We start from the raw sequence: 20,854 nt of genomic DNA, 5'->3' as shown, positions 1-20,854 counted from the left end.
TCGGCCGGTGTCGTACGGGGGTCTCAGCCGATGGAGGCGCCGAAGTCGGCGGAGGAGCCGCCGTCGAGCGCGGGCACTCCGCCGGTGCCCGGGGAGAGCAGGACGCCCTCGGTGTCGTTGCGGCCCAGCAGGGCCACCGCGCCCGAGACGCCGCGGTCGGGCACCCCGGCGACCAGGCGGTTGCCGCTGAACCCCACCGACCAGCCGAAGAGGTCGCCCGGCCGGTCATGGGTGATCAGCCGCGCCCGGGCGGGGTCGGTCACCGGCACCAGGTGCACACCGCCCCGGCGGTCCGGGCCGTCGAAGGGGACGCCGACGGCGAGCCTCACCCCGCCGTCGGCGGTGAGCGCCAGCGAGAAACCGTACCCCTCGCCGGCGGTGCCCTCGCTTCCCTGGTGGAACGTGGCCGCGGGGGCGATTTCCACGGTGCGGGTCGCCCGGAAGAGCTGGACCAGGCCGGAGTCCTTCACCCCGCCGCCGTCACCCAGGGGCGCGCCCACCGCGAGGTAGCCGACTCCGCCGTCCTCGGTGTAGGCCATCGCGTAGCCGAACCGGTCGCCCGCGGCGGCGGCGACGACCTGGCGCAGGTCCCATTTCTTGCTCGTGTACTTGTCGCGGGGCTCGCGCACGTCGAAGATCACCGCGATCGACCCCGAGTCGATCTTGCCGTCGCCGTCCTGGCGCCCCAGGCCGTCGTCGTTCTCGTACGGCAGCCCGACCGCGAGGTCCGGCTCGTCCGCGGTACCGCCCATGTCGCCGATCGCCAGCGACCAGCCGAACATGTCACCGACCTCGCCGTTGCCGGAGACTCCCTCGGTCTCCTGGGTGACGCGCCGGCCCGGACCGAGGGCGCCGGTGTCGAACAGGTAGACGGCGCCGGAGTCGCCGGTGCCGTCGGCGTCCTCGTGCGGCGCGCCGATCGCCACCAGGGTCCCGCCGGAGGCCAGGGACCAGCCGAAGTGGGCGTCGGCCTCGGGCTCGGGGGCCACCAGGCGGACCGTCCGGGAGCGGGGCCCTCCGTACACCACGTAGACCGCGCCCGCGTCCTTGCGGCCCGCCACGTCGGTGTACGGTGCGCCGACGAGCAGGTCGGCGCAGCCGTCGGCGTCGACCTCGGCCAGGCGCACCGACCAGCCGAACCCGTCGCCCGCCCGGACCCCGTCGGCCGTCACGGTCGTTCCGCGCTCGCCCCGCCCCAGCAGCACGTGCGCGGTGCCGGCCCCGGCCAGGCCCTTGGGGGAGGCGAACGGGTCGCCGGTCGCGAAGTCGTCCGTGCCGTCGCCGTCGAAGTCGTCCGTGGCCGTGCCCGTCCCGGCGCAGTTCCCGGCCCCGGTTCCGGCGCTCGTCCCGACCCTCGCTCCGCCCGGCGCCGTGGCCGGGTCTCCGGCGCCGGTCCGGACGGCCGTGGCCTGGGCGGCCGACGGGAGCGCGATCGCAGCGGTGGCCAGCAGCGGGAGCAGAAGTCTCAAGAGAGCCTCACCTCGATCTGCCTGCCTCCCTCGATCACGACGCCGGTCAGCCTCGCGGCCCTGCGGGCGGGGGGCACATCGTAGACCAGGACGCCGTCCATCTTGGCCCCCGGGGGCAGGATGGCCGGCGGACCGGTGGAGACCCGTACCGGGGCGTGCACCCCGCCGCGGTCGTCCACCAGGCTGAGCGGGGTGCGGCCGAGGGACACCTCCTCGCCGCCGGTGTTGGTCAGCGTCCACGGGACCGCGCAGAAACGGCCCCGCTCCGGAGTGGCCCCCCGGTAGCCGGCCAGCCCGCACTCCGGGGCCCGCGGGATGATCAGTTGCGGGTCTCCGGCGAAGGAACCGGCCATGATCCGGCGGCCCACGTCACCGGCGCCGGTCTGCGTCCCCTGCCCGTCGCCCGTGCCGCCCCGGGTGCCGACCAGCACGGCGACCGTGACGGCCAGCGCGGCGAGCACGGCCAGCGCGGCGAACAGCCAGCGCCGGCGCGGGGCCGTCCCCGCGCGCGCCGGGCCGGGCTCGGGCGGGAGAGGGGAGCCGGACGGGGGCAGGGTCGGCACCTGGCCCGGCGACGGGGCCGGAGCCGGGGTCACCGGGATGGCGAAGGGGCGGGACGGCGAGGTCGCGGATTCGGCCCGCAGCGGTGCCGGGAGCGGTCCCGCGCCCGGGAAGGGGGTGGGACCGGTTTCCGGGACGGGCGTGGAGCCGGAGTGCGAGACGGGTCCGGGAGCCGGTCCGGAGGCGGGCGTGGGGTTTGGCCCGGAGGCGGGCGTGGGGTTCGGTCCGGAGGCGGGCGCCTGCCCCGGCGTCGTACGGGCCTCCGCGGAGGAGTCCTGCGCCGGGGCCGCGGAGGGCGCGGGGCCTGAGGAAGCGGAGGGGCCCGGACCCGGGGCGGCGGAGGACGCGGGGGGCGGCGTGGGAGTCATGGCCGGGCCGGCCGCCGGAGAAGCACCGGGGGCGACCGCGGAAGACGCGCCGGAGGCGGCCGGGGCGGGGGAAGCCTGGTCACCGGCCGGGGCGGGCGCCCCGGCCTGTTCGGCGAGTCCCCGTATCGCCTGCGCGTTCAGCGCGCTGAGGGTCTGGGTGGAGTCGGGCTCCACGTTGGCCGGCGGCTGCCACGACTCGTGGAGCATGTCGGTGGCGATCAGGGTGGGCGGGTCGGTCCGGACTGGGGCGGCGGCCGGGGCGGAGATCCCGCCGCCGACCAGGGCGATCAACAGGTCCTGGGCGCTGGGCCGCTGGAGCGGGTCCATCGCGGTGGCCCGGCGGACCAGGTCGTTGAGCGGGGCGGGCAGCGCGCCCAGGTCGGGAGGCATGGTGAGCAGCCGGGTGGCCATGGTCATCATGTCGCCGCGCCCGTAGGGGTGGCGGCCGTTGCCGGCGTACGCGACGAGGCAGCCCCAGGCGAAGATGTCGGCGGCCGGGGTGACGCCCAGCCCGCGGACCTGCTCGGGGGCCCACCAGCCGGGGCTGCCCATCACCTCGCCGGAGCGGGTGAAGCTGTGCGTGGAGTCGAGGGCCCGGGCGATGCCGAAGTCGATCACGCGGGGCCCGGACATGGAGAGGATCACGTTGGCGGGCTTGAGATCGCGGTGGACCAGCCCCGCCACGTGGATCGCGGCCAGCGCCGCGGCCACCCCGAGGGCCACGCCGTGCAGCGTGCCGGGCTCCAGGGCGCCGTGCTCGGCGATCTGCCGCGACAGCGGTGTACCCGCGATGTACTCGGTGACCATGTACGGCAGGCCGTCGTCGGTGTTGCCGTTGTCGAGCACCTGGGCGGTGCAGAACGAGGCCACCCGCCGGGCGTTCTCGACTTCCGCGTGGAACCTCGCGGCGAAGCCCTCCTCGATCGCGAACTCGGCCTTGACCATCTTGAGCGCCACCGGCCGGCCGGTCGGCGCCAGCGCGAGGTAGACGGTCCCCATCCCGCCCTCGCCAAGACGCCCGAGCAGTCGGTAGTTCTCGACCCGCTCGGGATCGGTGGGGCGGAGCCCCTCGACACCGGGCTGGTTCACGTCCTCTTCACCGGGAAGGTTCCCTCTCTCGCTGACGATCCCCCGTATGGCAACGTTATCCACAACGGAACTCCCCGTCTCCTTCACGCGTCCACGCATGGTCTTCGGTGCGGGAAACTTGTCGGATGGCATCGGAGGGCGACATTGGGTGAACGCGGCAAACAAGTCATTGGACACGGCGGACCGGCACGGGCCGGGTTCGAGCCGCCGTGCGAGGAACCAGCATGAGCCTTCTTGGTCCAGCAGAAATACGTATTTTGGCGGATAAGCTCAACATTCGTCCCACCAAGAAGCTGGGGCAGAACTTCGTGATCGACGCGGGCACGGTCCGCAGGATCGTGCGGACGGCCGGGTTGAGCTCCGACGACGTGGTGATCGAGGTCGGCCCCGGCCTGGGGTCGCTCACTCTCGCGTTGCTTCCCGAGGTTCGCGGCGTGGTCGCGGTGGAGATCGATCCCGTTCTGGCCGCTCAGCTCCCGCTCACCGTCGCCGAGCACGCCCCGGAGTTCGTCGACCGCCTGACCGTGGTGCACGCCGACGCCCTGCGGGTCCTCCCCGAGGACCTGCCCGAGGGCGGGCCGACCGCGCTGGTGGCCAACCTGCCGTACAACGTGTCCGTCCCGGTGGTGCTGCACCTGCTCCAGACGCTGCCGTCGCTGCGCAACGTGCTGGTCATGGTCCAGGCGGAGGTCGCCGACCGGCTGGCGGCCGCCCCCGGCTCCAAGGTCTACGGCGTCCCCTCGGTCAAGGCCGCCTGGTACGCCGACGTCCGCCGGGCGGGGCCGGTGGGCCGCTCGGTCTTCTGGCCGGTTCCCAACGTCGACTCCGGGCTGGTCTCGATGGTCCGCCGCGAGCCGCCCGCCACCCGTGCCACCCGGGAGGAGGTCTTCGCCGTGGTGGACGCCGCCTTCGCCCAGCGTCGCAAGACCCTGCGCGCCGCCCTGGCGTCGTGGGCCGGCACGGCCGCGGCGGCCGAGCGGGCGTTGCGGGCCGCGGGGATCGATCCCTCGGCGCGCGGCGAGCAGCTCACCGTCGAGGACTTCGCGCGGATCGCCGAGCACCGTGACGTTGAAAGTCCTGCATAGTGGGATTTGTCAGTGCGTTTGCGGGCCCAGGAGAAGGACCCCGTTACGATCTGACGTCGTGACCAGTAAGCGAGCGCCCCAGAGGGACGTATGAACTCCGTGACCGTCCGCGTGCCCGCGAAGGTCAACCTGCAGCTTGCCGTCGGCCCGCTGCGCGATGACGGCTACCACGACCTCGTGAACGTCTTCCACGCGGTCTCGATCTTCGACGAGGTGACCGCCACCGCGGAGACCGGGATGAGCGTCCGGGTGGAGGGCGAGTCCGCCGACCAGGTGCCCGAGAACGGCGACAACCTCGCCATCCGGGCCGCGCTCGCCCTGGCCCGGCACGCCGGGCGCTCCTACGGTGTGAACCTGGTCATCCGCAAGTCGATCCCGGTGGCGGGCGGCATGGCCGGCGGCAGCGCCGACGCCGCCGCGGCGCTGGTGGCGTGCAACGAGCTGTGGGGCCTGGGCCTGCCGCTGGACGACCTGCTGGAGATCGCCGCGGACCTCGGCAGCGACGTCCCCTTCGCGCTGCTCGGCGGTACGGCCGTCGGCACCGGCAGGGGCGAGCGGCTGACCCCGGTGGAGGTCTCGGGCACGTTCCACTGGGTGTTCGCGCTCGCCGACGGCGGCCTGTCCACGGCCACGGTCTACGCCGAGTGCGACCGCCTGCGCGAGGCGACCGGCGAGCAGGTCGCCTGGCCCCGGGCCGGCGAATCCCTGCTGACCGCGCTCCGCGACGGCGACGCCAAGGCCCTCGGCGGTGAGCTGGCCAACGACCTGCAGCCCGCCGCCGTGATGCTCCGCCGCTCCCTGGCCCGGACCCTGGACGCCGGTCGCGAGCACGGCGCCCTCGGCTCGCTCGTCTCCGGTTCCGGGCCGACCTGCGCCTTCCTCGCCGGGTCCGAGGCCCACGCGGCCGAGCTGGCCGCCTCCCTGCGGGGCGCCGGGGTGGCGCGCGAGATCATCACCGCGTACGGTCCCGTCCCCGGCCCGACGGTCGTCCAGCGCGCCCGCCGGGAGGGGACCGGGTGAGCCGGGAGCGGATACCCTTGTGTGGCGATGAATCTGGTCAATCTTGAGTCGGTCTCCCACTCCTACGGTCCCAAGCCCCTGCTCAGCGACGTCTCCCTCGGCATCGAGGCGGGCGACCGCATCGGCGTGGTCGGCCGCAACGGCGGCGGCAAGACCACCCTCATCTCGGTGATAGCCGGTGACCTCAAGCCCGACAGCGGCCGGGTCACGCACAACCGGGGCCTCCAGGTCGGCACGCTCTCGCAGGGCGACGACCTCGACCCGGCGCGCCCGGTGCGCGACATCGTCCTGGGGGGCAAGCAGGAGCACGAGTGGGCGGGCGACGCGGGCATCCGCGAGATCCTCGCCAACCTGCTCGGCGACGTCGACCTCGACGCGCTCGCCGGAAGTCTGTCGGGTGGCGAGCGGCGCCGTACGGCCCTGGCCCGGCTGCTCATCGGCGAGCACGACCTGATCATCCTGGACGAGCCCACCAACCACCTCGACATCGAGGCCATCGACTGGCTGGCCAGGCACCTGTCGGGTCGCCGGAGCGCGCTGCTGGTCGTCACGCACGACCGGTGGTTCCTCGACGCGGTCTCCACCAGGACCTGGGAGGTCGTCGACGGCTCCGTCGAGCGGTACGAGGGCGGCTACGCCGCGTACGTGCTGGCCAAGGCGGAGCGCGCCCGGGTGGCCGCCGCCGCGGAGGCCCGCCGCCAGAACCTGATGCGCAAGGAGATCGCCTGGCTGCGCCGTGGCCCGCCCGCGCGCACGTCCAAGCCCAAGTTCCGCATCGAGGCGGCCCAGGCGCTGATCGCCGACGAGCCTCCCGCCCGGGAGAGCGTCGAGCTGGTCAAGTTCGCCGCGGCCCGGCTGGGCCGCACGGTCTACGACCTCGAGGACGTCACCCTGCACGCCGGAGGCCCCGGCCGGGGCCCGCAGGTTCTCGACCGGGCGACCTGGCAGTTCGGTCCCGGCGACCGGATCGGGCTGATCGGGGTGAACGGGTCGGGCAAGTCCTCGCTGCTCCGTCTGCTCGCGGGCACCGTCCAGCCCGACTCGGGCAGGGTCGTGCGCGGCCGGACGGTCCGCCTGGCGCACCTGTCGCAGGAACTCGCCGAGCTCGACCCCGCGCGCCGGGTGCTGGAGAGCGTCGAGGAGGTCCGCAAGTTCATCCAGGTCGGCAAGAAGGAGTGGACCGCCTCCCAGCTGCTGGAGCGCCTCGGCTTCAAGGGTGAGGCGCAGTGGAAGGTCGTCGGCGACCTGTCCGGCGGCGAGCGCCGCCGCCTGCAGCTCCTCCGCCTCCTCATGGACGACCCCAACGTGCTGCTGCTCGACGAGCCGACCAACGACCTCGACATCGAGACGCTCAACGAGCTGGAGGACCTGCTCGACGGCTGGCCCGGCACGCTCATCCTGGTCAGTCACGACCGCTACTTCCTGGAGCGGGTCGCCGACCGGGTGGTGGCGCTGCTCGGCGACGGCAAGCTGTCGATGCTCCCCGGCGGCGTCGACGAGTACCTCGACCGCCGGGCCTCCGGCGGGGCCCTGTCGGCGCGGGCGGCCTCCGGCGCCGCCTCTTCGGCCCCGGCCGCGCCGGCCGCCCCGGGCCGGGAGGCCCCCGGCCTGTCGGCGAAGGAGGAGCGGGAGCTCCGTAAGGAGCTCTCCCGGCTGGAACGCCAGCTCGACCGGCTGGGCGACCGCGAGGCCAGGCTGCACGCCTCCATGGCCGACGCCGCCGCCGACTACGGCCGCCTCGCCTCCCTCGACGCGGAGCTGAAGGAGGTCCTCGCCGAGAAGGACGCGATCGAGTCCGAATGGCTGGAGGTGGCCGACCGCCTCGGCGGCTGAGCCGGGGCGCCCGGCCCGGAGGGCGTGTCCGGGCCGTGACGGTTTCGCGGGTTTGGCCCTCCTCAGCGGGGCAGGAGGGTCAGTGCGCTCCGGGGTCCGTGGCGTCAAAAGGGACGAGTAGCGTGCGCAGCAGGCCCGACAGGGCCTGCTGTTCGCGTTTTCCGAGGCTGGACAGCAGTTCGCGCTCGCGGCGCAGCAGGTCGGCGAAGGCGCCGTCCACGCGCGTCCGCCCGGCGTCGGTCAGCGAGACCAGGACGCCGCGCCGGTCCTCCGGGTCGGGGCGGCGCCTGACCAGGCCGGCCGCGGCGAGGCGGTCGATCCGGTTGGTCATCGTCCCGGACGTCACCAACGTCGCGCGCAGCAGGGCCCCCGGGCTCATCTCGTACGGCTCGCCGGCCCGGCGCAGGGCGGTGAGCACGTCGAACTCCCAGGTCTCCAGGTCGTGCTCGGCGAAGGCGGCGCGGCGGGCGCGGTCGAGGTGGCGGGCGAGCCGGGAGACCCGGCTGAGCACCTGGAGCGGCTCCACGTCGAGGTCGGGCCGCTCCTGGCGCCAGGCGGCGACCAGCCGATCGACCTCGTCCTGCGGGTCGGCCGAGCGTTCGGCGTCGCGGTCCGCGTGGTGCAGGGTCATGGCGGGAGTCTATCTCTCTTGACATCGAGATATCTCGCCGGATATCAAATGTCTTGATGTCGAGAGATGTGTGGGATCCGGCGGTTTACGGCCGTTACGCCGACGAGCGTGCGCGGCCCTTCTTCGAGCTGGTCGCCAGGATAGCCGCAGAGCGGCCCGGTTACGTGGTCGACGCCGGCTGCGGCACGGGCGAGCTCACCGCGGCGCTCGCCCGGCGCTGGCCCGAGGCGTTCGTCCACGGGTTCGACTCCTCGCCCGCGATGATCGGCAGGGCTCCCGCCGGGGATCGGCTGACCTTCTCCGTCGACGACGTCACCCGGTGGCGACCCGGCCGGTCGGTGGACGTGATCGTCTCCAACGCCGTCCTGCAGTGGGTGCCCGGCCACCGGGAGGTGCTGGCGCGCTGGGCGGCGGAGCTCGCCCCCGGCGGCTGGCTCGCCTTCCAGGTCCCGGGCAACTTCGACGCCCCGAGCCACGCCCTGGTCCGCGAGCTGTGCCTGGGCGCGTGGCGCGACCGGCTGGGCGACCTGGTCCGGCCCGCCCCGGTCGACGACCCGGCCGGCTACCTCGACCTGCTGGCCGGGCTCGGCTGCCGGGTCGACGCCTGGGAGACCACCTACCTGCACGTGCTCCCGGGCGACGACGCGGTGCTGTCGTGGATCACCGGCACCGCCCTGCGCCCCATGCTCGACCGGCTGGAGCCCGGCGAGGCGGCCGACTTCCTCGCCGACTGCGGCGCGCTGCTCCGCGAGGCGTATCCCCGCAGGTCATACGGTACAGTCTTCCCATTCCGCCGTGTCTTCGTCGTCGCCCGGCGGTGATCGGCCGGGCGTCTCCCGTTGCATGGGTGGTCTCCAGGGTTCCTGGACGGTTGATGGGGCAGCAATAAATACTGCGAAAAGCGGTAGATATCCGGAAACCAGGGGATGGCCTGTGGCGATAGAGATCGAGGACAAGTTTGACGTATCGGCGGATTACGAGCTCCCCGATCTGAGGGGTCTGCCGGGCATCGCCGAGGTCGTCGGGCCGAAGAGCTACCAGCTGGTCGCACTCTACTTCGACACGCCGGACCTGCGGCTCGCCGCGCGCGGCATCACCCTGAGGCGGCGCAGGGGCGGCACGGACCCGGGCTGGCACCTCAAGCTCCCCAAGGCCAAGGGGGCCCGCCAGGAGATCACCCACCCGCTGACCCGGAGCACCAAGATCGTCCCTGCTGAGCTGGCGGACCTCGTGCTCGCCTACACCCGGGGCGCCCCGCTCACGCCCGTCGCCGAGCTCGACACCCGCCGCTCCGTCACCACGCTGGTCAACGGGGCGGGTGTGCGACTGGTCGAGATCGCCGACGACAGGGTCAAGGGGACCGTGTTCGGTGAGCAGCCCCACGTGGCGCGGTGGCGCGAGGTCGAGGCCGAGCTCCTGGCGGGGGACGAGAAGCTGCTGGGCAAGGTCGGCAAGCGGCTCCGCAAGGCCGGGGCCGGCCCCGCCGACGCGGCGAGCAAGCTCGCGCGCCTGCTGGAGGCCGCGGGGTCGGTCTCCGCGCCCCGGCGGGCGGAGACCGAGCCGGGCTCGGCCGGTGAGCTCGTCATCGGTTACCTCACCGCGCAGTCCCAGGCGCTGCTCGCCCAGGACCCCCGGGTCCGGCGCGCCGAAGAGGAGGCCGTGCACCAGATGCGGGTCGCCAGCCGGCGGCTGCGCAGCGCGCTGAAGTCGTTCAAGACGATCGTAGAGGGGACCGAGAGCCTCCAGGACGAACTCAAGTGGCTCGGCGTGGTCCTCGGCGAGGCCCGTGACCTGGAGGTCATCCGGGAGCGGTTCGCCCGCAGGCTCGACACCCTGGACGACACGCTGATCGTGGGCCCGGTCCGCAACCGCCTCACCTCCGACCTGCTGGACGACGAGCACGAGGCCTACGACCGGATCAGGGAGGCGCTCGGCGGCGAGCGTTACTTCGCCCTGCTCGACGCCGTCGACGACCTGGTCACCACCCCCGTGCTCACCAAGGCGGCCAGGAAACCGGCCGACACCCTGGACGCCGTCGCGGCCAAGGCCTGGCGGCGGGTCACCAGGGCCTACGAGGCCGCCCAGGCCATCGACGACCCCGGCGAGCGCGAGCTGGCCATGCACGAGGTGCGGAAGGCGGCCAAGCGGGCCCGCTACACGGCCGAGGCCCTCGGCAGGAAGGATCTGGCCAAGCGGGCCGAGAACGTGCAGGAGGTGCTGGGCACCCACCAGGACGGCGTGGTCGCCCAGGAACGGCTGGCGGCCGAGGCCGCGACCGCCCGGACGGCCGGGGAGGACACCTTCACCTACGGCGTGCTGACCGGCCTGGAGCGGGCCGAGGCCCAGCGCGCCCACGACGAGTTCCCCCGGGTCTGGGACGAGACCACCGCCGCCGTGGCCAAGCTGCTCTGACCGGCCCCCGGCCCCGGTGACCCGGCCGCGGGCCGGGCTCCGGGACGGTGGCCTGGCCGGGGTCGCCCCGTGGGACGGCGACCCGGTCGCGGGCCGGTCGCCCGGCGATCGGCCGAGCCTGCCGCCGGCAGGCTCGGCCTGGCCCGCCGCCGTCAGGTGAGGTAGTGGTCGGTGCCGACGACACGGCCGCCGCTGTGGTGCGTCACCATGAAGGCGCCCTTGCGGAGATGGACCTCGTCCGGCCGGTGGCTCACCCTGGAGATCAGGTCGGGCAGCACCTTTCCGTGGCTGCAGAGCACGGTGGAGCGGCCCGCGGCCAGCGCCTCGGAGACCAGGCGCAGGCAGGCGCGCGGGTCGTAGTGGGTCTCCGAGAGCGGGCGTTCGAGGCGGACGCCGAGGCCGGTCCGGCCGGCGTACGGCTCCAGCGTCTGCGCGCACCGCCTGCTGGGGGAGCTGACCAGCTCGGCCGGGTGGAAGGCGCCCAGCACGCCCGTGAGGATCTCGGCCTGCGCCCTGCCCACCGCGTCGAGCGGCCGCTCGTCGTCGTCGCCCACCCAGTTCTGCCGGTCGCCGGCCCGGCCGTGCCGGACGAAGACGAGCGGGACGGTGGCCAGCGGCACCCCGTCGAGCGCGCGGAGCAGCCCGGCGTCCCCCTCGTACGTCAGCCGTCGCCTCGCTTCCTCCATCGGCAGCCAGACCACCTGGTCGACCTCGACACCGTCGGCGCGATGCTCGTCCGTCACCGCCCGGGCCAGCCAGTAGTCGACGCGTTTGGGCCGCCCGCCCTTCAGGTAGCGGACCGGCGGCAGGGCGCGGCCGAGCTCCACAGTGATCCCCGTCTCCTCGGCCACCTCGCGCAGCGCGCCGGCGATGACGTGCTCGCCGGATTTGAGCTTCCCCTTCGGGAGCGACCAGTCGTCATACTTGGGCCGGTGGACGAGGGCGATCTCCGGCGCGGTCTCCGGTCCCCGCCACACGACGGCCCCGGCGGCGCGGATCAGGTCCGCCGGATGCGCCTGCGGCTCAGTCATCGATCGTCCTCCACCGCCGGGTGCTGATCAGGTGGCTCTGCAGGTCGTCGCCGAGGTGCCGGGTCCAGGTCCCGTCCGAGTTGAGCCACCAGGTGGAGGTGTTGTCCGCCATGGCCCGGTCCATCAGGTCGCTGAGGTAGACGCGGTGCTGGTGGCTGGAGACCTTGACCAGTGCCTCCACCCTGCGGTCCAGGTTGCGGCGCATCATGTCGCCGCTGCCGATCCAGACCTCGGGACGACGGCCGTATCCGAACTCGTAGATCCGGGAGTGTTCCAGGAAGCGGCCCAGCACGCTCCTGACCCGGATGTTCTCCGACAGTCCCGGGATGCCGGGGCGCAGCGTGCAGACTCCCCGCACCCACAGGTCCACCTGGACGCCCGCCCGTGAGGCCCGGTAGAGGGCGTCGATGAGCGGCTCGTCGACCAGGGAGTTCGTCTTCATCCTGATCCTGGCCGGGCGCCCCGCCTCCTGGTGGGAGATCTCCCGCTCGATCCTGGCCAGCAGCCCGCCGCGCAGGGAGTGCGGGGCGACCAGCAGCCGCCGGTAGGCGGAGTGGTTGGAGTAGCCGGTCAGGTGGATGAACAGGTCCGTGACGTCCTCGCCGACCAGCCGGTCGGCGGTGAGCAGGCCCAGGTCCTCGTACAGCCGGGCGGTCTTGGGGTTGTAGTTGCCCGTGCCGATGTGGCAGTAGCTGCGCAGTTCGCCCGAGGGCTCCTGGCGCACGACCAGGGCCAGCTTGCAGTGGGTCTTCAGCCCGACCACGCCGTAGACCACGTGGCAGCCGGCCCGCTCCAGCTTGCGTGCCCAGGTGATGTTGGCGTGTTCGTCGAACCTGGCCTTGATCTCCACCACCACGACGACCTGCTTGCCCGCCTCGGCGGCGTCGATCAGCGCGTCCACGATCGGCGAATCACCGCTGGTCCGGTAGAGGGTCTGCTTGATGGCCAGCACGTTCGGGTCCGCGGCGGCCTGCTCGATGAACCGCTGCACGCTGGTGGCGAAGGAGTCGTACGGGTGGTGCAGCAGCACGTCCCGCTCGCGCAGCACCGCGAAGATGTCGTCCTCCACGTGGACGACCTCGGCGGGCACGAAGGGACGGAAGCTCAGCTCGCCCCGGTCCAGGTCCGCGATGGCGTGCAGCCCGGTCAGGTCCAGCGGCCCGGGGAGCCGGTAGATCTCGTGCTCGGCCACCCCCAGCTCGTCGACGAGCAGGTCGAGCACCTCGGGCGTGATGCTGTCCTCGACCTCCAGCCGGACCGGCGGTCCGAAGCGGCGCTTGAGCAGCTCGCGTTCCAGCGCCTGCATGAGGTTCTCGGTGACGTCCTCGTCGACCTCCAGGTCCTCGTTGCGGGTCACCCGGAAGACGTGATGTTCGACGACCTCCATGCCCTTGAAGAGCTGCCCGAGATGGGCGGCGATCACGTCCTCCAGGGGGACGAACCGGTTCGCCGAGGCCGCGACGAAGCGGGGGAGCTGGCTCGGCACCTTCACCCGCGCGAAGACCGTATTCCCGGTCGATGGGTTTCGGACGGTAACCGCGAGATTAAGTGAAAGACCGGAAATGTACGGGAAGGGGTGGGCGGGGTCGACGGCCAGCGGCGTCAGCACCGGCCGGATCCGCTCGCGGAACAGCTTGCGCATCTCCGTGCGCTCGTCGCGGCCCAGGTCGTCCCAGCGCACGATCTCGATGCCCTCGGCGGCCAGCTGCGGGCAGATCCGCTCCTGGAAGCAGGCCGAGTGCCGCTGTGCCAGGTCGTTGGCTATCGAGGCGATCCTGGCCAGCTCCTCGCGCGGCTTGAGCCCGCTCTTGGTGCGCAGCAGCAGGCCGGTGGCCATCCGCCGCTTCAGTCCGGCCACCCGCACGCGGAAGAACTCGTCCAGGTTGCTGGCGAAGATCGCCAGGAAGCGCACCCGTTCCAGCAGGGGCAGGGCGGGGTCCTCCGCCATCTCCAGCACCCGTTGGTTGAACTGGAGCCAGCTCTCCTCTCGGTTGAGGAAGCGTTCTTGGGGGAGGGGGAGACCATCGGGGGCGAGACCGGCGACTTCAGCGGACATATGACCAGAATGCCCGCTTTGGTTGAACAGAACGTTAATTTCGGCTCAACGGGCGCTGTTGCTTATTCGGTAGCGTCAAGTTTTACCCGGCCCTCCGCGATCAACCGGGCCTGCCTGGCGGCCTCGCGCTCGGCGGCCCTGGCCTCCCGGAGCCGGATCTTCTCCTGCTCCTTGAGCTCGCGTTCGCGGATCTTCTCCTGCTCCCGGATCAGCCGCTGCTGCTCCCGGAACTCGCGCTCGCGCTGCTTCTCCAGCTCCCGCTGCTCGCGCTGCCGCTGTTTCTCCAGCTCCCGCGCCAGTTTCTCGGCCTCGCGCTGTTCGCGCTCGCGCTGCTTCTCCAACTCCTTGAGCTCGCGCTCACGGATCTTCTCCTGCTCCCGGAGCTCGCGCTCGCGCTGCTTCTCCAGCTCCCGGAGCTCCTTCTCGGTGGGGCGCGGGGGTGTGGCGGTCCGCGGTTCGGTCGGGCGCGGGGGCGCGGCGGTCCGCGGTTCGGTCGGGCGCGGGGGCGCGGGGGTCCGCGGTTCGGTGGGGCGCGGGGGTGTGGCGGTCCGCGGCTCGGCCGGGCGCGGGGGCGCGGCGGGCCACCGGTGCTCCGGGATCCGCGAGGCGGTCGAGAGCCGGGGCCGCGGGTCGAGACCGGTCAGACCGTTCCAGGCGAGGTTGACCAGGTGCGCGGCCACCTCCTCGCGCGGGGGCCTGCGCACGTCCAGCCACCACTGGCCGGTCAGCGCCACCATACCGACCAGCATCTGCGCGTACATCGGGGCCAGCTTCGGGTCGTAGCCGCGCTCGGCGAACTCGTCGACCATGACGTCCTCGACCTGGCTGGCGATGTCGTTGATCAGGCTGGCGAACGTACCGGTGCCGGAGGCGGCGTGCGAGTCGCGGACGAGGATCCGGAAACCCTCGCTGTTCTCCTCCACGTACGCCAGCAGGGCCAGGGCGGCCCGTTCCAGCTTGATCAGCGCGTGCGAGGCCGACAGGGCCTCGGTCACCATGCCCAGGAGCTTCTGCATCTCCCGGTCGACGACGACCGCGTAGACGCCTTCCTTCCCGCCGAAGTGCTCGTAGACCACCGGCTTGGAGACGTTGGCCGTCGCCGCGATCTCCTCGACCGACGTGCCGTCGAACCCTTTCTCCGCGAACAGCGTCCGGCTGATCTGGATCAGCTGCTCGCGGCGTTCTTTGCCTGACATGCGTCGTCGGGGTTCGCTCACGGTTCTAATAATGGCGCCCCCGGCCCGGCGGGGGTGACCCGCGTCCGTGGCCGCCCGGAGGGCTGTCGTCGCTCCGGTCGCCGTCGTGCGCTCGGTGGGCATCGTCGTTCCGCCGGTTCCTGTGGTGGGTGTCGGGTCGCGCCGCGCCGTCCGGCGCGGCGGTACGAGGACGGGCGGAGCCGCGGGCCGCCCGCGGGCGGCCCGGGACGGGGACCGTCAGGCGGCGATGCGCTTGGCGGCCAGCCGCTCGGGGGTCGGCCAGCGGACGTCGTAGGCCCAGCCGGCCTTCTCGAAGAGGCGGATCACAGCCGCGCTGATGTCGATCTGCCCCTTCAGGGCGCCGTGGCGGGCGCAGGTGGGGTCGGAGTGGTGCAGGTTGTGCCAGGACTCCCCGAAGGAGGGGATGGCCAGCCACCACACGTTGCGCGACTTGTCACGCGACTCGAAGACCTCCTCGCCGAAGACGTGGCAGATGGAGTTGATCGACCAGGTCACGTGGTGCAACAGCCCGATCCGGACCAGGGTGCCCCAGAAGAAGCCGGTGACCATGCCCCACCACGACCAGGTCAGCAGGCCGCCCAGGACGGCCGGCAGGACCAGCGAGGTGATCGCCAGCACGGGGAAGAACTTGTGCAGCTTGACGATGTCGGGGTCCTTGACCAGGTCGGGCGCGTACTTCTCGCGGTTGGCCCGGTCGGCCTCGAACAGCCAGCCCATGTGCGCCCAGAGCAGACCCTTGCTCACCGCCACGAAACCGGTGCCGAAGCGCCACGGCGAGTGCGGGTCGCCCTCCTTGTCGGAGAACTTGTGGTGCTTGCGGTGGGTGGCGACCCAGTCGAGCACCGACATCTCCAGCGACAGGCTGCCGGCGATGCCGAGCGCGAGCTTCAGCGGGCGCTTGGCCTTGAACGAGCCGTGCGTGAAGTGGCGGTGCAGGCCGACGGTGACGCCCAGCCCGGTGACCACGTAGAAGACGGCGGCGATCACGATATCGGACCAGCCCAGCCCCCAGCCCCACGCGAACGGGACGGCGGCCGCCAGCGCGATCAGCGGCAGGGCCACGACCACCCCGAACGTGATGATCTCAGGACGGGTCTTCGGCTCCGGGTCGACATCAGGTTTGGGGCCTGGACCAGGGCGTTCTGCGATAACGGTCATGCGCTACCTCGTGGGCTTCGGGAAAGGAGAGGGACACTCTGTGCGGCTACGCCACCGTAACCTACGCCATCGTAAGTAAGGAATACCTGTGCTCCGGATGTGTGGAAGGTGACTTCCGCGGCGGGATCCCGTGGTGGTTCCGTGTATTGCCCTGCCCCGCACCCGCCTGATAAACGGCGGGACGGCTGATCCTTACCTGGATGTGCGCGTGCTTGATCGCCCCCGGGGGTGGATGCGACCCTAAACGAGGCGCGTTCGACATCGCGGGCTCTGTATCGTAGGGGGGCCGGGCGTGTGGAGCTGATGGTGATCGCGCGGTCGGTCCGGTATTGGGTAATTGGCAGCCCGCAAGATTTTGGTTCTTGTTGTCCAGGTTCGAGTCCTGGTGCCGGAGCTGTCTCTTATGTCCATCTTTAATAGCTCGGCTAGTCGGCTGGGTAGGTTCCCGGAGGGGAAGGTATCCTCACGTTGTCGAGGGGATGACGGTGCGGTGCCCTGGCGGTAGCCGCCCGTTGTCGCGCTTCGTCATGTCTCAGCCGCGACGCCGAGGGAGCCTCGTCCGTGAGTGTGCCGCGCCCGGCCGCCGTCATCGTCCTCGCCGCAGGCGAGGGCACCCGGATGAAGTCGAGAACACCAAAGATCCTGCATGAGCTGTGCGGCCGTACCCTGGTCGACCACATGCTCGTCGCCGCTCGAGGTCTCGAACCCGAGCGGCTCATTGTTGTCATCGGTCACGAAAGGGAGCGAGTCGCGGCACACCTGGCCGAGACCAGCCCCGACGCGCGGACCGTCGTCCAGACCGAGCAGAAGGGCACCGGCCACGCCGTCCGGACCGTTCTGGAGGCCGTCGGCACCATCGGCGGCACCGTCCTGGTGACCTACGGCGACACGCCCCTCCTGCGCACCGAGACCCTCGCCGCGCTGCTCCGGCGCCACGGCGACGACGGCAACGCCGTCACCGTACTGACCGCGGAGGTCCCCAACCCGTACGGGTACGGCCGGATCATCCGCGACGACACGGGGGCGGTCCTGGAGATCGTCGAGGAGAAGGACGCCGACCCCGAGCAGCGGGCCATCAAGGAGATGAACTCCGGCGTCTACGCCTTCGACGGGCTCCTGCTGGCCGACGCGGTCAAGCGCGTCTCCACCGCCAACGCCCAGGGTGAGGAGTATCTCACCGACGTCCTCGCCATCCTCCGCGAGGACGGCCACCGGGTCGGCGCGCACGTCGCGGCCGACTACGTGGAGGTGGAAGGGGTCAACGACCGCGTCCAGCTCGCCTTCGCCCGCAAAGTGCTCAACTCTCGCCTGCTGGAGGCGCACATGCGGGCGGGCGTCACGGTGATCGACCCGGCCAGCACGTGGGTCGACGTGGACGTGACCCTGGAACCCGACGTGGTCATCCACCCGGGCACCCAGCTGCACGGCCGCACGGCCGTCGCCGAGGGTGCCGAGATCGGCCCGGCCACCACGTTGACCGACACGGTCGTCGGCGCGGGGGCGCTGGTCCGCAACGCGGTCTGCGTCGAGGCCGAGATCGGCCCCGACGCCCTTGTCGGCCCGTACGCCTACCTGCGGCCCGGCACCGTGCTCGCCCGCAAGGCCAAGGCCGGGACGTATGTCGAGATGAAGAACGCCAAGGTGGGCGAGGGCGCGAAGGTGCCCCACCTGTCCTACGTCGGCGACGCCACCATCGGCTCCGGCGCCAACATCGGCGCCTCGACGGTCTTCGTCAACTACGACGGCGTCAACAAGCACCACACGACGGTGGGCGAGCATGCCTTCGTCGGGTGCGACACCATGCTCGTCGCGCCGGTGAACATCGGCGACGGCGCATATACCGCCGCGGGCTCGGTCATCGATGGTGATGTCCCGGCAGGGGCCATCGGGGTGGCCCGCGGGCGGCAGCGCAACATTGAAGGGTGGGTCGCGCGCAGGCGCGCGGGCACCAGATCGGCCGAGGCGGCGCTGCGGGCCGCCGAGGCCGGGAAACAGCAGGGGAGCAGGACGTGAGTCAGCGAAGCCGGCGCGCCATCGGGCACGCACGGGTCAGCGGGCACAACGACGTCGTGAAGGCGTCGGCGCGCCGTCTGATGAGGGGGACGGCATGAGCGGCATCAAGCAGACCGGCGAGAAGAACCTGATGTTCTTCTCCGGTCGTGCCTATCCGGAACTCGCGGACGAGGTGGCCAGCCACCTCGGCGTCGAGGCGGCCCCGACCACGCTGCGGGATTTCGCCAACGGCGAGATCTACGCCCGCTACCTGGAGTCCGTCCGGGGGTGTGACGCGTTCGTCATGCAGAGCCACACCTACCCGATCAACAAGTGGATCATGGAGCAGCTGATCATGGTGGACGCGCTCAAGCGCGCCTCCGCCAAGCGGATCACCGTGATCATGCCGTTCTTCGGTTACGCCCGGCAGGACAAGAAGGGCCGCGGCCGCGAGCCCATCACCGCCCGCCTGATGGCCGACCTGTTCAAGACCGCGGGCGCCGACCGGCTCATGTCGATCGACCTGCACACCTCGCAGATCCAGGGTTTCTTCGACGGCCCGGTGGACCACCTGTTCGCCATGCCCGTCCTGGTCAACTACCTCAAGGACAAGCTCGACCTGGCGAACACCACCGTCGTCTCGCCCGACACCGGGCGGGTCAGGCTCTCCGAGCGGTGGGCCGACACCCTGGGCACCCCGCTGGCCTTCATCCACAAGCGTCGCGACCTCGACGTGGCCAACCAGGTGAAGGTCAACGAGGTCGTCGGCAAGGTGCGCGGTCGCACCTGCGTGCTGATCGACGACATGATCGACACCGCGGGCACGATCTGCAAGGCGGCCGACGCGCTGTACGAGCAGGGCGCCACCAACGTGGTCGTGGCCGCCACGCACGCCGTGTTCTCCGACCCGGCGGTCGACCGGCTGAAGAACTCCAGGGTCTCCGAGGTCATCGTCACCAACACGCTGCCCCTCGCCGAGGACAAGAAGTTCGACAAGCTGACCGTGCTGTCGATCGCCCCGCTGATCGCCCGCGCGATCACGGAGGTCTTCAGCGACGGCTCGGTGACGAGCCTCTTCGAGGGCGATTCCTGACCCCTCCGGCCCCCGAGCCGCCGGGCCCCACCCGGCGGGTCGGGCGCCCCCGTCCCTGAACCGGACACCGTTCAGGAACCGGGGCGCCCGGCTTAGACTCCGCCCCGCCGCGCCCACGTCCTGCCCCGGGAAACTCCGCTCCGACACCGGCCTCAGGGACTTCATGGGGACGTGCCCGTGTTCTGCCCCGAGGCGCCTTCCGTTCGGACGTACTGGCACCGGTCTGGGGAACTCCGTGGGGAGGCGCCCGTGTTTTCTGCCCAAAGGGACTTCGTTCGGACGCGCCGGCGACTGGACTGAGGAGCGAAGGAGCGAAGCGGATGAGCGACGAGGGAAGGAGCCGGGTCAGAGCGTCCGAACCGCGACGCGCCAGCGTCGCCATAAACACAGCCGGGTCAGAGCGTCCGAACCGCGACGCGCCAGCGTCGCCATAAACACTGTAGGCTGTTCAGGTTGCGTGCGTTCGTAACGCCTTCCGCTAGGGCGGGTGAGGGGGAACGCACCTTTCCCGTCGTCGAAGATCCCTAGGAGATCCGCCGTGTCCGAAGTCGTCATCAACACCGAGCTCCGCGACCAGTTCGGCAAGGGCGCCGCCCGCAAGATCCGTCGCGAGCACAAGGTGCCCGTCGTCCTCTACGGGCACGGCACGGAGCCCAGGCACCTGTCGCTGCCGGGCCACGAGCTCCTGCTCGCCCTGCGCACGCCGAACGTGCTGATCCGCCTCCAGGGCGCGGTCGACGAGCTCGCGCTGCCCAAGGGCGTCCAGCGTGACCCGATCAAGGGCTTCCTGGAGCACGTCGACCTGCTGCTGGTCAAGCGCGGCGAGAAGGTCACCGTCGACATCCCCGTCACCGTGACCGGTGAGGTCGCCGACGGCATCCTCGACCAGCAGCTCGTCTCCGTCTCGGTCGAGGCCGAGGCCACCCACATTCCCGAGGGCGTCGAGGTCGACGTCGAGGGCCTGGAGGTCGGCGCCCACGTCACCGCCGGCGACCTGAAGCTGCCCCGGGGCACCACCCTGGTCGCCGACCCCGAGACGATCGTGCTGGTCGTCGCGGCTCCGGCCGCCGCCGAGGCCGCCGAGGGTGAGGCCGCCGAGGCCGCCGAGGGTGAGGCCGCCGGGGCCGCCGAGGCCGCCGAGTAGTTCTTCGCCGGATATGTCAGGGCGGTCCACCACCGGACCGCCCTGACGCGCATGTGATCCTGACGCGCGCGGGAAGGGATGCCGACCGTGGACCGCTGGTTGGTCGTGGGCCTGGGGAACCCCGGGCCGGAGTACGCCGGGAACCGCCACAACGCCGGTTTCATGGTCCTGGACGAGCTCGCCGCCCGGGTCGGCGGCCGCTTCAAGGCGCACAGGTCGCGGGCCGAGGTGCTGGAGGGCCGTCTGGCGGGTGTTCCCGCGGTGCTGGCCAAGCCGCTCTCGTACATGAACCTCTCGGGCGGTCCGGTCAAAGCCCTGTCCGACTTCTACAAGGTCGACCCGGCTCGCGTGCTCGTGGTCCACGACGAGCTCGACATCCCCTACGGTGCGCTCAGGGCCAAGCTGGGCGGCGGTGACAACGGCCACAACGGGCTTAAGTCGATCACCAAGTCGCTCGCGACCAGGGACTACCTCCGGGTGCGGTTCGGCATCGGCCGTCCGCCCGGCCGGATGGACGCCGCGGCCTACGTCCTGCGGGACTTCGCCACCGCCGAGCGCAAGGACCTCGCCTTCCTGGTCGACCGTGCCGCCGACGTGGTGGAGTCGCTGATCAAGGTGGGCCTGGAGCAGACCCAGAACACCTTCCACGCCGGCGACCTCAAGATCTCCGGGCCTCCCAGGTAGCGGACCGGACG

General features: G+C 71.8%; 16 protein-coding genes and 1 tRNA gene. 10 read left to right on the top strand and 7 right to left on the bottom strand.

Features of this window, described 5'->3' with window-relative positions; translation table 11 throughout:
• Positions 1–23 precede the first annotated feature (23 nt).
• On the bottom strand, positions 24–1,469 hold the full coding sequence (locus ABD841_RS10215; RefSeq protein ID WP_344970060.1) for a hypothetical protein: 1,446 nt from the start codon (positions 1,467–1,469) through the stop codon (positions 24–26).
• Positions 1,466–3,487 carry a protein kinase domain-containing protein gene (locus ABD841_RS10210; protein ID WP_344970059.1) on the bottom strand — a complete coding sequence of 674 codons (2,022 nt, stop codon included), beginning with the start codon at positions 3,485–3,487 and terminating at the stop codon, positions 1,466–1,468. The genes ABD841_RS10215 and ABD841_RS10210 overlap by 4 nt, the downstream gene beginning before the upstream one ends.
• Positions 3,488–3,711: 224 nt before the next feature.
• Between ABD841_RS10210 and rsmA the strand changes: the two genes are divergently transcribed.
• From rsmA to ABD841_RS10195, 3 genes are all read left to right on the top strand, one after another.
• Complete coding sequence (gene rsmA, locus ABD841_RS10205; RefSeq protein WP_344970057.1) at positions 3,712–4,572, top strand: 16S rRNA (adenine(1518)-N(6)/adenine(1519)-N(6))-dimethyltransferase RsmA; 861 nt, start codon at positions 3,712–3,714, stop codon at positions 4,570–4,572.
• A gap of 90 nt (positions 4,573–4,662) precedes the next feature.
• Entirely contained in the window at positions 4,663–5,592 is a 930-nt protein-coding gene (locus ABD841_RS10200) for a 4-(cytidine 5'-diphospho)-2-C-methyl-D-erythritol kinase (protein WP_344970055.1), read from the top strand.
• Positions 5,593–5,619: 27 nt separating this feature from the next.
• On the top strand, positions 5,620–7,425 hold the full coding sequence (locus ABD841_RS10195) for an ABC-F family ATP-binding cassette domain-containing protein (RefSeq protein WP_344970053.1): 1,806 nt from the start codon (positions 5,620–5,622) through the stop codon (positions 7,423–7,425).
• A 79-nt stretch (positions 7,426–7,504) separates the two neighbouring features.
• On the opposite strand, the gene ABD841_RS10190 is transcribed toward ABD841_RS10195, so the two are convergent.
• The gene (locus ABD841_RS10190) at positions 7,505–8,056 is read right to left on the bottom strand and encodes a MarR family winged helix-turn-helix transcriptional regulator (RefSeq protein WP_344970052.1); all 552 of its coding nucleotides are present in this window, start codon (positions 8,054–8,056) and stop codon (positions 7,505–7,507) included.
• Positions 8,057–8,112: 56 nt separating this feature from the next.
• On the opposite strand from ABD841_RS10190, the gene ABD841_RS10185 reads away from it, so the two are divergent.
• Both ABD841_RS10185 and ABD841_RS10180 read left to right on the top strand, forming a co-directional pair.
• The gene (locus ABD841_RS10185; RefSeq protein ID WP_344970050.1) at positions 8,113–8,877 is read left to right on the top strand and encodes a trans-aconitate 2-methyltransferase; all 765 of its coding nucleotides are present in this window, start codon (positions 8,113–8,115) and stop codon (positions 8,875–8,877) included.
• 112 nt (positions 8,878–8,989) lie between these two features.
• A complete protein-coding gene (locus ABD841_RS10180; protein ID WP_344970048.1) occupies positions 8,990–10,468 on the top strand; it encodes a CYTH and CHAD domain-containing protein in 1,479 nt (492 codons plus the stop codon).
• A gap of 152 nt (positions 10,469–10,620) precedes the next feature.
• Here ABD841_RS10180 and ABD841_RS10175 read toward each other — a convergent pair whose 3' ends face one another.
• The 4 genes from ABD841_RS10175 to ABD841_RS10160 all read right to left on the bottom strand — a co-directional run bounded on the left by ABD841_RS10175 (position 10,621) and on the right by ABD841_RS10160 (position 15,930).
• A complete protein-coding gene (locus ABD841_RS10175; protein ID WP_344970047.1) occupies positions 10,621–11,499 on the bottom strand; it encodes an NUDIX hydrolase in 879 nt (292 codons plus the stop codon).
• Positions 11,492–13,555 (bottom strand): RNA degradosome polyphosphate kinase, encoded by a 2,064-nt coding sequence (locus ABD841_RS10170; protein WP_344970045.1) that lies wholly within the window; start codon positions 13,553–13,555, stop codon positions 11,492–11,494. The genes ABD841_RS10175 and ABD841_RS10170 overlap by 8 nt, the downstream gene beginning before the upstream one ends.
• A 62-nt stretch (positions 13,556–13,617) precedes the next feature.
• Entirely contained in the window at positions 13,618–14,772 is a 1,155-nt protein-coding gene (locus ABD841_RS40820; protein WP_425581969.1) for a TetR family transcriptional regulator, read from the bottom strand.
• 216 nt (positions 14,773–14,988) lie between these two features.
• Positions 14,989–15,930: an acyl-CoA desaturase gene (locus ABD841_RS10160; protein ID WP_344970044.1), complete on the bottom strand. Its 942-nt coding sequence runs from the start codon at positions 15,928–15,930 to the stop codon at positions 14,989–14,991.
• A 322-nt stretch (positions 15,931–16,252) separates the two neighbouring features.
• Between ABD841_RS10160 and ABD841_RS10155 the strand changes: the two genes are divergently transcribed.
• The 5 genes from ABD841_RS10155 (at position 16,253) to pth (ending at position 20,843) form a co-directional block, all read left to right on the top strand.
• A tRNA-Gln gene (locus ABD841_RS10155) sits at positions 16,253–16,324 on the top strand.
• Between the two features lie 167 nt (positions 16,325–16,491).
• Positions 16,492–17,943: a bifunctional UDP-N-acetylglucosamine diphosphorylase/glucosamine-1-phosphate N-acetyltransferase GlmU gene (gene glmU / locus ABD841_RS10150; protein ID WP_344970042.1), complete on the top strand. Its 1,452-nt coding sequence runs from the start codon at positions 16,492–16,494 to the stop codon at positions 17,941–17,943.
• A 94-nt stretch (positions 17,944–18,037) separates the two neighbouring features.
• Positions 18,038–19,015, top strand: coding sequence for a ribose-phosphate diphosphokinase (locus tag ABD841_RS10145; protein ID WP_344970041.1), 978 nt, complete (start codon positions 18,038–18,040; stop codon positions 19,013–19,015).
• Between the two features lie 538 nt (positions 19,016–19,553).
• Positions 19,554–20,159, top strand: a complete 606-nt coding sequence (locus ABD841_RS10140; protein ID WP_344970039.1) for a 50S ribosomal protein L25/general stress protein Ctc — start codon at positions 19,554–19,556, stop codon at positions 20,157–20,159.
• Positions 20,160–20,237: 78 nt separating this feature from the next.
• Positions 20,238–20,843 carry an aminoacyl-tRNA hydrolase gene (gene pth, locus ABD841_RS10135; RefSeq protein ID WP_344970038.1) on the top strand — a complete coding sequence of 202 codons (606 nt, stop codon included), beginning with the start codon at positions 20,238–20,240 and terminating at the stop codon, positions 20,841–20,843.
• Positions 20,844–20,854: the final 11 nt, after the last annotated feature.

The sequence above is a fragment of the Streptosporangium fragile genome, assembly GCF_039534445.1.
Classification (GTDB): Bacteria; Actinomycetota; Actinomycetes; order Streptosporangiales; family Streptosporangiaceae; genus Streptosporangium; species Streptosporangium fragile.
This window is presented reverse-complemented; position numbering and strand designations above follow the sequence as displayed.

Excerpts from the sequence above, each read along its gene's own strand:
- ABD841_RS10175 (WP_344970047.1), bottom strand. The coding sequence starts at position 11,499 with ATGACTGAGCCGCAGGCGCATCCGGCGGACCTGATCCGCGCCGCCGGG.
- ABD841_RS10160 (WP_344970044.1), bottom strand. The coding sequence starts at position 15,930 with ATGACCGTTATCGCAGAACGCCCTGGTCCAGGCCCCAAACCTGATGTC.
- rsmA (WP_344970057.1), top strand. The coding sequence starts at position 3,712 with ATGAGCCTTCTTGGTCCAGCAGAAATACGTATTTTGGCGGATAAGCTC.
- ABD841_RS10170 (WP_344970045.1), bottom strand. The coding sequence starts at position 13,555 with ATGTCCGCTGAAGTCGCCGGTCTCGCCCCCGATGGTCTCCCCCTCCCC.
- pth (WP_344970038.1), top strand. The coding sequence starts at position 20,238 with ATGCCGACCGTGGACCGCTGGTTGGTCGTGGGCCTGGGGAACCCCGGG.
- ABD841_RS10195 (WP_344970053.1), top strand. The coding sequence starts at position 5,620 with ATGAATCTGGTCAATCTTGAGTCGGTCTCCCACTCCTACGGTCCCAAG.
- ABD841_RS10190 (WP_344970052.1), bottom strand. The coding sequence starts at position 8,056 with ATGACCCTGCACCACGCGGACCGCGACGCCGAACGCTCGGCCGACCCG.
- ABD841_RS10185 (WP_344970050.1), top strand. The coding sequence starts at position 8,113 with ATGTCGAGAGATGTGTGGGATCCGGCGGTTTACGGCCGTTACGCCGAC.
- ABD841_RS10200 (WP_344970055.1), top strand. The coding sequence starts at position 4,663 with ATGAACTCCGTGACCGTCCGCGTGCCCGCGAAGGTCAACCTGCAGCTT.
- ABD841_RS10145 (WP_344970041.1), top strand. The coding sequence starts at position 18,038 with ATGAGCGGCATCAAGCAGACCGGCGAGAAGAACCTGATGTTCTTCTCC.